The following is a 12,291-nucleotide window of genomic DNA, read 5'->3' as shown; positions in this document are numbered from 1 at the left end:
AAAATAAAATATTCTATCTTTTTTAAAATTAAAAGTTTGCCTTGTCATTTTCTAAACATTAACATCTACAATAAGGAGTAACCAAAAAAGAGTTTCCTCAGTCGGTTCACTCCATCTGGAATGACAATGTGGTGTTTGAGTGGGGTGGTAAAGAGGTGCAAAAGCGAAGCTTTTGCACCTCTTTACCAATAAACTACCCAACCGACTGTCATTCCGAAAATGCACAGCATTGAGGAATCCCTTTTTTACTAGTCTGAAAAGTGAATACATTTTCTTAGAGTTAACATCTGCAATAAGGAGTAACCAAAAAAGGGATTCCTCAGTCGTTTCACTCCATCGGAATGACAGTGTGGTGTTTAAGTGGGGTGGGAGAGAGGTGCAAAAGCGAAGCTTTTGCACCTCTCTCCCAATAAACGACCCAACCGACTGTCATTCCGAAAATGCACAGCATTGAGGCATCCCTTTTTTACTAGTCTGAAAAGTGAATACATTTTCTTAGAGTTAACATCTACAATAAGGAGTAACCAAAAAAGAGTTTCCTCAGTCGGTTCACTCCATCTGGAATGACAATGTGGCGTTTGAGTGGGGTGGTAAAGAGGTGCAAAAGCGAAGCTTTTGCACCTCTTTACCAATAAACTACCCAACCGACTGTCATTCCGAAAATGCACAGCATTGAGGAATTCCTTTTTTACTAGTCTGAAAAGTGAATTCATTTTCTTAGGGTTAACATCTACAATAAGGAGTAACCAAAAAAGAGATTCCTCAGTCGTTTTACTCCATCGGAATGACAGTGTGTATTTATTAGAGGTGTGAGAAAGCAGAAAAAGCGAAGCTTTTTCTACTTTCTCACAAAAACGACCCAACCTACTGTCATTCCGAAAATGCAAAGCATTGAGGAATCCCTTTTTTACTAGTCTGAAAGGCGAAAGTGTTTTTTTAGGATTACCATCTACAATAGGAACAAACCAAAAAAGAGATTCCTCAGTCGTTTTACTCCATCGGAATGACAGTGTGTATTTATTAGAGGTGTGATAAAGCAGAAAAAGCGAAGCTTTTTCTACTTTATCACAAAAAACCACCCAACCGACTGTCATTCCGAAAATGCACAGCATTGAGGAATCCCTTTTTTACTAGTCTGAAAGGCGAAAGTGTTTTTTTAGGATTACCATCTACAATAGGAACAAACCAAAAAAGAGATTCCTCAGTCGTTTTACTCCATCGGAATGACAATATGTATTTTTTTGAGGTGTGAGAAAGCAGAAAAAGCGAAGCTTTATCTACTTTCTCACAAAAAAAGACCCAACCTACTGTCATTCCGAAAATGCAAAGCATTGAGGAATTCCTTTTTTACTAGTCTGAAAAGTGAAAGTGTTTTTTTAGGATTACCATCTACAATAGGAACAAACCAAAAAAGAGATTCCTCAGTCGTTTTACTCCATCCGGAATGACAATATGTATTTTTTTGAGGTGTGAGAAAGCAGAAAAAGCGAAGCTTTATCTACTTTCTCACAAAAACTACCCAACCGACTGTCATTCCGAAAATGCACAGCATTGAGGAATTCCTTTTTTACTAGTCTGAAAAGTGAATTCATTTTCTTAGGGTTAACATCTACAATAAGGAGTAAACCAAAAAAGAGATTCCTCAGTCGTTTCACTCCATCCGGAATGACAATGTGGTGTTTGAGTGGGGTGGGAAAGAGGTGCAAAAGCTTCGCTTTTGCACCTCTTTCCCAATAAACTACCCAACCGACTGTCATTCCGAAAATGCACAGCATTGAGGAATCCCTTTTTTACTAGTCTGAAAAGTGAATACATTTTCTTAGAGTTAACATCTACAATAAGGAGTAACCAAAAAAGAGTTTCCTCAGTCATTCCGAAAATGCACAACATTGAGGAATCCCTTTTTTATTGGTCTAAGAAGGAATACTTTTTCTTAGGAATTAAGACTTACATTGAGGAATCCCTTTTTATCTAATCAAACTTCAAAGCCTTGATAGGCGAGATCTTCGTCACCACATACGAAGGAATAATCAAAGCGGCGGTGCACAAAACAATAGTTCCTATATTCAATAATCCAATATGCCAAAAGTTCAATTCCACTGGAACAGCATCTAAATAATAAACCTCAGGATTCAATGGGATAATTGTGAAATAATCTTGCAATAAACACAATCCAATTCCAACCACATTTCCAATAATGACAGCACGTAGGATAATAAATACCGCTTGATATAGAAACAATTTTCTTATGTCCCAATTGTTCGTTCCTATTGCTTTTAACAATCCAATTAATTGTGTTTTTGTGATGATTAAAACCAATAGTCCTGAACCCATGTTAATTGTACTGATCAATAACATGAGAACCAAAATGATAATCACATTCAAATTTAGGAAATCCAACCACAAGAATATCTCTTGTTGATCTTCTGAGATTGTGCGCACGCGATATTCTATTTGTTCATCTGTATCTTGAAAGTAAATCGCACGTTTTATATTATCCGCTATTTCATCCAGTTTAGCGAAATTATTCACCTCAACTTCATATCCGCCAATGTAATTTTGGTGACTTCCTCTTCCGTCTTTATATTCAAAAATAACACGTTTTCCACCTTTGATATTAATTGCGAATTTCGTTCCTGATTTATTTAAAAACTCTTTTTGAATTTGCCCCATTTCTAAGTCTTTAGGAAAACAAGGCAAATATTTATTTCCTTCGACTTTTATGCTCAAATATGCAGTGTCAGGAATAGAATTCAATTCTCCAAAACCGTCTACAAAAGAATAATAATCTGAACTAATTAGTCGAATTACAGTGTCTTTAACATCACAATAAGTAAAACCATACGCATTTTCGAAGCCTTTTCCCCAATCGTGACGGTAGTTTCCATTTCCACCTCTGGCATCTGCATAAATAACAAATTGTCCATCATCCGTAATCGTGTCAGCTACTCGAATTGCAGTTTGAATTCCCCAATCATTTAAGCGCTGAACACTTCTCATATCGCCAATTACAACTTGTTCGTCGAATTCTTGAAGGCCAGTTTTAAAAATTCCTGAAACTTTATATTTTAACTTTACAGGAGTTGCTTTTACGAAAAATACACTCACATCTTCGCCAACTTCAATTCCAAGATTCTTTGCAACTTGGGAGGAAACAATGATTTCATCATGCGGGATACTGTCTCTAACATTTGGAACAATACCTTCAATTAAATGCGATTCAAAAAAAGTCCAATCGTAAGTCTTACCCACACCTTTCATGACAATTCCATGAATTTCTTGTTGCACTTGGAAAGTATCAATTCCGTTCACATTATAGCGATTGGTATCAGGATCCGACTGTAATAAAGCAGGTTTATAGGCAAATGGTTGAATGTTTTTAACCCCTTGAATGTTTCTTACCGCCATTTCCAATGAATCACTGTAGACAATAGGCGCCGTTTCAAAAGTAGAATTTTCACCAGCTTTAACAATTGTAGCGTGCGAACCAAAACCAATTACCTTATCTTTGACCTTGTTCTGAAATCCCGTAACCACAGCTAGGGTTATGATATTGATGACCATAGCCAATATAATACTCAGGCGAGCAATTCGCGTGATGGGTTGCGAAACTTTTTTATCTTCGCCTTTCCCTTTATGGATTTTCTTTGCTATGTAATAGATTTTATTCACAATATCTTAAAATGCTTGCTAATGTACTCATTGCGTCTGTTCCTAAAAAGTTTTTTTGTGTTTTTCATCGTTTCTTGTCAAAGCAATTTGCCAGCACAAGAAATCATTACGCCAAATCAAGTTGAGAAATCAGAAGATACCTTAAAAAAGGCCATAGATCAGCAGTCAGAGAAACTTGTCGTTGGCGCTGAACAAATCGATCTTATAAAAACGCTTTTAGCAAATAAAAAGGTTGGAATTGTAGGAAATCAAACGAGTAGAGTGGGAGAAACCCACTTGGTTGACAGACTAATTTCAAGTGGAATTAATGTAGTTAAGGTCTATTCACCAGAACATGGTTTTCGTGGAGATGCGGATGCTGGTGAACATGTAGCGACAGATAAAGATCCAAAAACAGGCTTGACAATCGTTTCTATTTATGGAAGTAATAAAAAACCAAGCGCGGCACAATTAGAAGGAATCGAAGTTTTGGTTTTTGACTTGCAAGATGTCGGAGCGCGTTTCTATACGTACATTTCAACTTTGCATTACATCATTGAAGCAGCCGCGGAGAATAACATAGAAGTTGTGGTGTTAGATAGACCCAATCCAAATGGACATTATGTAGATGGCCCGATTCGTAAAAAAGGATATGAATCTTTTGTGGGAATGCATCCAATTCCAATAGTTCACGGAATGACAGTCGGTGAAATTGCAAAAATGATCAATGGTGAAAAATGGCTAAAAAACGAAATTCAAGCTAAATTGACAGTTGTTTCGTGCTTGAATTACGATAGAAATATGCCGTATTCATTGCCTGTTTCGCCCTCGCCAAATTTAAGAAGTGACGCTGCAATTCAACTCTATCCTGGCTTGTGTTTATTCGAAGGAACGATTTTAAGTGTAGGAAGAGGAACAGAAACCCCGTTTGAAGTCTTTGGTCACCCTGATTTGAAAGGAAAAGAAGGCTTTACTTATAGTTTTACGCCTGTTCCGAGTTACGGAGCGAAAGACCCGAAGTTAAAAAATCAAGTTTGTTATGGAATGGATTTACATGATCATGGAACTCCAGATAAAAACGATACAGGAAATAGAAAGATTAATCAATTGGAAATTCAATGGTTGATTATGGCTTATAAAGCAATGGGATCGGAAGGGTTCTTTATAACGAAAAATCGTTGGTTTGATATTTTGGCGGGGACTGATGAGTTGCGCAAGGATATTATTGGTGGGAAGAGTGAAGCGGAGATTAGAGAGAGTTGGAAAGTTGGGTTGGAGGAGTTTAAGGGGGTGAGAGAAGGGTATTTGATTTATGGGGAATAAAATGAAAAATGAAAAATTACGTAGAGCGCTGCACTGAGCTTGCCGAATGTGATTCGCGGAGGGGCGGAGGTTCGCGGAGAAGAGATTTTTTTATGAAATCATAGCATTCCATACTATGGCGAAATTCATCACCCGTCAGCTGATGGAGTTTCATTTAAAGAGTAGGTCTTCGATTATGTTAAAGGGAGAGCTTAAGGGATATAGGATGATCTTTTTCTTCATTCTCTACCGATAATTATCGGTACTGTTTCTCACTCTGATTTATTTGGGGCTTCCCTAATTTTCTCTCCGTAAACTCCAAGAAAATAAGGTCGGGCTTTCCGCTATATCTTTTTATTACCACGAGTTAAAAAACTCGCGGTAATAAAAAGGATGCCGCTGCTATCCCTAAGCCGAAGGATATGAAAACATAGCATTGCATACTATGGTGACATACACCACCCCGCTGGGGTTTTTATTTAAAGAGTAGGTCTTCGATTATGTTAAAGGGAGAGCTTAAGGGATATAGGATGATCTTTTTCTTCATTCTCATTCTGTTTCTCACTCTGATTTATTCGGGGCTTTCCTAATTTTCTCTCCGTAAACTCCAATAAAATCAGGTCGGGCTTTCCGCTGTATCTTTTTATTACAACGAGTTAAAAAACTCGCGGTAATAAAAAGGATGCCGCTGCTATCCCTAAGCCGAAGGATATGAAAACATAGCATTGCATACTATGGTGACATACACCACCCCGCTGGGGTTTTGAGCATATTGTAAACCAAAAAAGAACGCAAATTTGCGTTCTTTTAAATTCTAAATGTTTGAATGGAAAGTAATGGCTTGGATATTCGCCTCAATACTAAATACCCAAAATCTTTTACTGATTAATTTAGTTTGTTTTGAATCGAATAAATGAACTATAAGTACATTTTAAATGTTTAAAACAAACTTGGTTTATCGCCTCGATACTCCCTCCTCAACCTGTGCCGATTTTTATCGGTATACTCCCTACTATTTATCCATAAATTTCTAGTAATTTTTCTACAATTCTTCCAGAAGTCTTTCCATCCCACATTGGAATTTCTTGTACTTCCTTCCAGTTACCACTAAACAATTTTTCCATTGCTGGTGCAATTGCATCTGGATTAGTTCCAATTAATTCGTTGGTTCCTAATTCCATTGTTTCTGGACGTTCTGTATTGTCTCTTAAGGTCATACATGGAACATTCATGATTGATGCTTCTTCTGTTATTCCTCCTGAATCTGTTACAACTGCTTTTGCTTTCTCTACCAAATAGTTAAATTCTAAATAGCTTAATGGTTCTACCATGTGCAAACGTGGATGCGATACACCTAAATTGTTTAAGATTTTAGCTGTTCTTGGATGTACTGGGAATATTAAAGGCAATTCATTTGAATGCTTAACGATTTCATCCATTAAATCTTTAAGCTTTTCTTCTTCATCAACATTAGCTGGTCGGTGAAGTGTCATCACCAAATATTCGTTTTCTTGGAGTCCTAATTCATCCCAAACTGGCGGTTTTAGGAAGTGGGGACGCTGAGAAAGTAAGGTGTCTATCATTGTGTTTCCAACAAAGTGAATACGTTCTTCCTTTACTCCTGTTTTTCTCAAATTTTCATTGGCCAACTCTGAGGTAGTGAAGAAATGATCTGTGATAGAATCTGTAATCATTCTATTGATTTCCTCAGGCATACTTAAATCCCATGAACGAATTCCCGCTTCTACGTGTATAACTTGGATATTTAATTTCTTAGCGGTAATACTGCACGCCATTGTTGAAGTTACATCTCCAACAACTAAAACAATATCGCAAGGATTTGCTAACAATTCTTCCTCAAAACGAACCATGATATTGCCGGTTTGCTCCGCCTGTGTTCCACTTCCAACAGCTAAATTTGCATTTGGCTCTGGTATTCCCAATTGATCAAAGAAACTACCTGACATTTTTTTGTCATAGTGTTGTCCTGTGTGGACCAATCTAAAATCGATTGAATTCCCATTAGATTTAGACGAATTAATGGCTTTTATAATTGGCGCAACTTTTACGAAGTTTGGTCGTGCACCTGCTATTATTGTGATGTTTAACATGTTGTTTATTTTTTTGATTTTTAAGCTATAAGGCTATTTAAACCTAATATTTCTATTATGATAGTTTAGATTTATAGTTTCCCCATTTTCAATAGTGCGAAAAACCTCACTAAGTGAATTTGTCTTTTTATTCTACTTGGTTGCTTAACTAAACGATAGGCCCATTCTAAATTGTTGTTGACCCACCAATTTGGAGCACGATCAACGCTCCCAGTGTACACATCAAAACTTCCACCTAAACCTTGGTATAGTGCTGGATGTTTTTGTTGAATCTCTTCCATTAACATTTCTTGTTTGGGAGAACCTAATGCTATAAAAATAATAGAAGGTTTCTTTTCAAGGATATCTTTAATTAATTCTTGTTTTTCTGCTTCAGTCTTTATGTAACCATTTCTGAAATTAGCTATAGTGATTTTAGGATAATCTGTCTTTAATTGAGAAACAGTTTTTTGAATTATTTCTTCTTTACCTCCAACCAAATAAAAAGATTCGGTGTCTTGGTATTGTTGAACAATATCTAACCATAATTCACAACCAGGAATCTTTACTACGCTTTCACATCCTTTACTTTCCAATGCCCAAACAGCACCAACACCATCTGGATAACCTAAGTTACGATTGATGATGTTTCTTGATTCGTCAGTTGCATGAAGAATCTTTTCAGCATTGATAGCAACAAGAATAGACTTGTTTTTAAAAGCATAGGAAATTAATTGCTCACGTGACTGTGGAGCGTATGTTTTTACTCCGTTGAGTTCTTTATAGATCATTTTATTATTGCTGTATGCTTAGTAGATTTAAAAAGTGAAGTTATCTTTTCACTTCCCCCTTTGGAGGGGGACAAGGGGGAGGAGGCTTCTAGAGTTAATTAGTTACTTGTTTTTCTTCCAGCAACAAATAACTCATAGCATTAAACATAAAAGCATTACTCCAACGCATATACGGTATTTTAGAACTCATGCCTTCCTTTACTTGATAATAGAAATAGCCTTTTTTGTCTTGCATATTATTGCTTACCCAATTGAAAACTGAATCCGCTAATACTTTATTCTCCTCAAACTTTCTGTTAATCCATAAATTGACAAATAACTGCCCCGGACAATGTATGTCTATGGGATAGGTTTTGTCATGATAATATTTCGGTGTACCGTCTGCCAAAAAGAAGTTTTCAATGTAGTATTTAAATCCTTTTTCTATACTCTCATTGAATTGCAAGTCTCCAGTTTTATCTTGATAAGTCTGAATGGCATCTAAATTATATCCTGTATGGAAAGAGTCGATCCAAGTTTGAACGGGTAACATTCCATAAATCCATGAACCATCTTCACTTTGAGCTTCTACACATGTTCTCACAGCTATTTCTGCTGTTTCTCTATATAATTCGTTTTTGTTGTAACTGTACAATTGGCTTAAAACTTTCCCACCTAACAAGCTTGCGTTAAACACTGTGTTATTACCGTTTAAGGGAGAGTAGGAGAACAAGAAACCAGATTTGTATTCTGTTCTGTTCAGGTCATTCAATATGAAATTTCCCGCAGATAGGGCAGTTTCTAAATACGTCTTGTTCTTTGTTATTTCATATGCACTCAACAAAGCTGTAACACAAAACGAAGTGGCAACAACAGTAGGAGTATGAGCTGGAAATAAAAACAAACGACGTGCTTGCCAATCGAAATTATATCCCCAGCATGCTCCAGAATAGTCTTTGTTTTGCATCTCCAAAAGTAGCTCAGCTAATTCATGAATATGCATCAATATCTCTTCTTTTGTACCAAAACTTGTATCTCCTTTTTCAGCTAAGATATACAGATTACAATATCCATTAAGAAATAATCCGATTCCCTTGGCATTATGTTGTTTAGGAACCATCAATAACTTTCTAAAGTTGATTGGACTGCGTTTAAATCCTTGAATCCAAGCTAAACGAGCTAAATCCCATTTTTTCAAAGGTGTTGCTCTGAAAATTTTGGAATTTAAGCCGTCATAAGGATCCCAACCTGCGAAGTTTTCTTTTTCGCAGTAGGATTTGAGTGAGTTGAAAGAATCGTTTAGATTAGACTGCATAAGGTTGACTTCCATTTTTTATTGATTCTAAAACTTTGAAAGTTGCACGCGTCACTGCAAAAATATCTTTCATTGGAATAGGGGATTGGCCATCTTTTAGAAGTCCGTTAATAAACGCTTCAACCATTTCTTTCTGACCTTTATTCTGGTTGAATGATTTATTTTTGAAAGGTTTTCCTTTTCCGTATATTTTCAATTCTTTAAAATCTGAAAGTATAGCTGTGTTTCCTGAAGCAAAAACTTCTAGGTATTCTTTTGGTAATTCTTTTGAACCATTTGCATAGTAAGCTACAATTCCTGTAGATCCATTTTCGAATTGTATAGAAATATTTACTGTATCGTTTAATCCATTTGGATCTGGCAGTGCCATTGCGGTTACTGTTTTTGGTAAACTTCCATTGATGAAAGTTAATAAATCTATAAAGTGACATGCTTCACCAATAATTCTACCTCCACCGATTTCCATGTCTTGAATCCAGTTGTCTTTAGGAATGTTTCCTGCATTAACTCTGTAAATCATCGTCATTGGTCCTTCTCCAAATTTCTTTTTAATAGTGGAAATGAATGGTGAAAAACGACGATTAAAACCAATCATAACTGGCTTTTGTACTTTTTGTTGAAGGGTAATAATTTCATCAAGTTCACCTTCGGTCAAACAAATAGGTTTTTCAACAAAAATATTTTTACCCGATTTCAATCCTTTTAAAACATACTCAGCATGTGAATCGTGTCTGGTTGCTATGAATAAAGTGTTTGTTTTATCATCTAAAACATCTTCTTCTTGAGTTGCGCAAAAACCAAATTTAAACTTCTCTGCAACGCGTTTAGACGATGTTCCTGTATTTGTCAATACACCAATTCTACTTACGTCATTACTTTCCGGTATGTTCGGTAATAAATTCCCTTGAGCATAACTTCCCGCTCCAATAAATGATACAGCCACTTTACTATTGGCTTTTAAATCGTTTACTTTTATAGCTTGCTTTGTAACTTCTTTCTCAACATCATATTTTAATGCAATCCCAGAGAAAGGTTCTGTTCGTTTAACAACTAAGTCAAACGCTTTAGGAGCATCATCAAAATTGAACTCATGAGTTGTTAGATAATCTAAATTTATAGCCTTTGTCTCTATTAAACGTTGAAACGCTTCCATGTTTCGTTTTTCTGTCCAACGAACAAAAGCATAAGGATAATCTATTCCTTTTTCTTCGTAGTTTAAATCGTAACGACCCGGACCATAAGAACAGGCCATTTTTAGCTCTAATTCTTTTCGGTACCAATGCGGGTCACGCTCAAAACCAGTTGGAACAGCTCCTAATACAATAACTTTACCTTTCTTACGCGCAATTGCACCTGCAAAGTTAATAGGGTCTAAACTAGATGTTGCAGCGGCAATAATTACTGCATCGGCTCCTTGACCACTTGTTACTGCATTTATCTTTTCTTCAATTCCAGCTGAATCTCTTGTATAAGCAGCATCAACTACTTTGTTTTTGATTGCTTGTTGAACGGGTGCATCTGAGACATCAATTCCGATCACCTGAATTCCTGAAGCTTTTAAAATCATACAAGCCAATTGGCCTAATAATCCTAAACCTATTACAACTGCAGTTTCACCTAAGCGCATATCCGCTTGGCGAATACCTTGCATTGAAATAGCGCCTAAAGTATTGTAAGCAGCGTCTTTTAAATTGGCATCAGTATTTAGTCTAACGCATAAGTTAACTGGAACCGCAACGATTTCTGCGTGATTTGCATATCCTGCTCCAGCACATGCAACTTTATCACCTACTTTAAATTCTGTTACGCCTTCTCCAACTTCTAAAACTTCTCCTGCACAACTATATCCTAAAGGAGAGTAGGCATCCAGTTTTTTCATTACTGCACGGTAAGTTTGAACTGGTCCTTGTTTTTTTAAAGTGTCAATTACTTGCTTTACTTGTTGTGGACGCTCTTTTGCTTTTCCAATTAAACTCTTTCTTGCTGCAGTTACTGTGGAACCTTCTGTTCCTGCACTGATAATTGAAAAATGGTTTTTGACTACGACCATTCCTTTGCCAACTTGTGGATAAGGAAGTTCTTGAATGACCATGTCTCCAGAGCCTAGTTTTTGTGTTAGTTGTTGCATTGGTTGTAAATTTTTGTGTATTCTTGTTTATAATCACTAAGTGTTTTTAACACAGGGTTTTTTGATGCTTCTTTCGAGGTTACCTCTTCTATTTTTAAATATAAATCTTCAATGTCTCCAGTTTTATATAAATATGTTCCTTGAGGCCTTTGAACCACATCCGAAGCAAGAACATTCTTATTTAAAAATAAAGCTTCTCTGATTGTCAATGCGTCTCCATCCGATAAAGTTGGGCGAAGCACTAAATCACTCTCCTCAATTAGCTTAACAAATGAAACCTTCTCAGGAACGATTGATATGAAATTTTCTAAATTATTTTCTTTAATTAAATCTTTAAAACTAAAGTAGTATTCTTTATCCTCATCACGAAGTGTTCCAATTATAAAGATAATATGGATGTTTAATTGGTTTTTCTTTGCTAGTTGAGCTACTCCAATACACTGGTCAAGTCCATATAACTCACTGTCATTAAAGTTTGTTAATCTAAAAGCGTTAGCAGAAACTAATATTTTATTTTCTAATTTTATATCTTGTATTAGCTTTAGTATGCTTAAAGGTAAAATGTCTTCATTTTCTATAATCGGAGGAATAAATGCTTCTTTGATTTCAGCCTTTACTTTAAGACTTTGTGGTAGTTTTCCTTTTATTTCTTTACTTACTACGATTATTAATTTTGTTTTTGATAATAAACGTTCTGTCAATGATGCTTTAAAACCTTTTATTCTATAAGAATGTAAAGTAACAATAAATGGCTTTCTAAATAGAGCGGAAAAAATAATAAAATATAATCTGAGTAACCAATTGCCGCTATGAATATGAATTAAATCATGTTTTTTAAGAGCTTTTAAAATTGATCTTTGATCTTTTAGTCGTCTTATATTTAGTTGGTCTGCTGGAGTTAATCCTGAAGGAGATTCATCAATGTATTCAAATTCGAAATCTTGATTTAGGATTGATGTTAAGCGTTTAATATGAATACTAACACCGCCAACGTAGGAGTGAGGGCCGATTTGTAAGACTTTGCTTTTATTCAAT

Annotated in this window: 8 protein-coding genes; 1 reads left to right on the top strand and 7 read right to left on the bottom strand. The window is 35.9% G+C overall.

Translation table 11 applies throughout. The features are described from left to right. Nucleotides 1-356: 356 nt before the first annotated feature. Nucleotides 357-1,112 (bottom strand): hypothetical protein, encoded by a 756-nt coding sequence (locus tag ERX46_RS11060; protein WP_130093931.1) that lies wholly within the window; start codon nucleotides 1,110-1,112, stop codon nucleotides 357-359. 859 nt (nucleotides 1,113-1,971) lie between these two features. Then, entirely contained in the window at nucleotides 1,972-3,672 is a 1,701-nt protein-coding gene (locus tag ERX46_RS11055) for an ABC transporter permease (RefSeq protein ID WP_130093930.1), read from the bottom strand. Nucleotides 3,673-3,729: 57 nt separating this feature from the next. On the opposite strand from ERX46_RS11055, the gene ERX46_RS11050 reads away from it, so the two are divergent. Next, the gene (locus ERX46_RS11050; protein WP_242494568.1) at nucleotides 3,730-4,974 is read left to right on the top strand and encodes an exo-beta-N-acetylmuramidase NamZ family protein; all 1,245 of its coding nucleotides are present in this window, start codon (nucleotides 3,730-3,732) and stop codon (nucleotides 4,972-4,974) included. 995 nt (nucleotides 4,975-5,969) lie between these two features. Here the strand turns inward: ERX46_RS11050 and wecB are convergent. The 5 genes from wecB to ERX46_RS11025 form a co-directional block, all read right to left on the bottom strand. After that, nucleotides 5,970-7,064, bottom strand: coding sequence for a non-hydrolyzing UDP-N-acetylglucosamine 2-epimerase (gene wecB, locus ERX46_RS11045; protein ID WP_130093928.1), 1,095 nt, complete (start codon nucleotides 7,062-7,064; stop codon nucleotides 5,970-5,972). A 71-nt stretch (nucleotides 7,065-7,135) separates the two neighbouring features. Further along, nucleotides 7,136-7,834 carry a WecB/TagA/CpsF family glycosyltransferase gene (locus tag ERX46_RS11040; protein WP_130093927.1) on the bottom strand — a complete coding sequence of 233 codons (699 nt, stop codon included), beginning with the start codon at nucleotides 7,832-7,834 and terminating at the stop codon, nucleotides 7,136-7,138. 94 nt (nucleotides 7,835-7,928) lie between these two features. Beyond that, nucleotides 7,929-9,143, bottom strand: coding sequence for a glycoside hydrolase family protein (locus ERX46_RS11035; protein WP_207214160.1), 1,215 nt, complete (start codon nucleotides 9,141-9,143; stop codon nucleotides 7,929-7,931). Beyond that, nucleotides 9,118-11,256, bottom strand: coding sequence for a bi-domain-containing oxidoreductase (locus ERX46_RS11030; protein ID WP_130093926.1), 2,139 nt, complete (start codon nucleotides 11,254-11,256; stop codon nucleotides 9,118-9,120). Before ERX46_RS11030 ends, ERX46_RS11035 begins: the two co-directional genes overlap by 26 nt. Further along, nucleotides 11,244-12,290: a glycosyltransferase gene (locus ERX46_RS11025; RefSeq protein ID WP_130093925.1), complete on the bottom strand. Its 1,047-nt coding sequence runs from the start codon at nucleotides 12,288-12,290 to the stop codon at nucleotides 11,244-11,246. The genes ERX46_RS11030 and ERX46_RS11025 overlap by 13 nt, the downstream gene beginning before the upstream one ends. Between the last annotated feature and the right edge of the window lies 1 nt (nucleotide 12,291).

It is taken from the genome of Brumimicrobium glaciale (assembly GCF_004152935.1).
GTDB lineage: Bacteria > Bacteroidota > Bacteroidia > Flavobacteriales_D > Crocinitomicaceae > Brumimicrobium > Brumimicrobium glaciale.
The sequence above is the reverse complement of the archived record's forward strand: the minus strand, read 5'-3'. Positions and strand labels throughout refer to the sequence as shown.

Excerpts from the sequence above, each read along its gene's own strand:
- ERX46_RS11035 (WP_207214160.1), bottom strand. The coding sequence starts at position 9,143 with ATGGAAGTCAACCTTATGCAGTCTAATCTAAACGATTCTTTCAACTCA.
- wecB (WP_130093928.1), bottom strand. The coding sequence starts at position 7,064 with ATGTTAAACATCACAATAATAGCAGGTGCACGACCAAACTTCGTAAAA.
- ERX46_RS11040 (WP_130093927.1), bottom strand. The coding sequence starts at position 7,834 with ATGATCTATAAAGAACTCAACGGAGTAAAAACATACGCTCCACAGTCA.
- ERX46_RS11060 (WP_130093931.1), bottom strand. The coding sequence starts at position 1,112 with ATGCTGTGCATTTTCGGAATGACAGTCGGTTGGGTGGTTTTTTGTGAT.
- ERX46_RS11030 (WP_130093926.1), bottom strand. The coding sequence starts at position 11,256 with ATGCAACAACTAACACAAAAACTAGGCTCTGGAGACATGGTCATTCAA.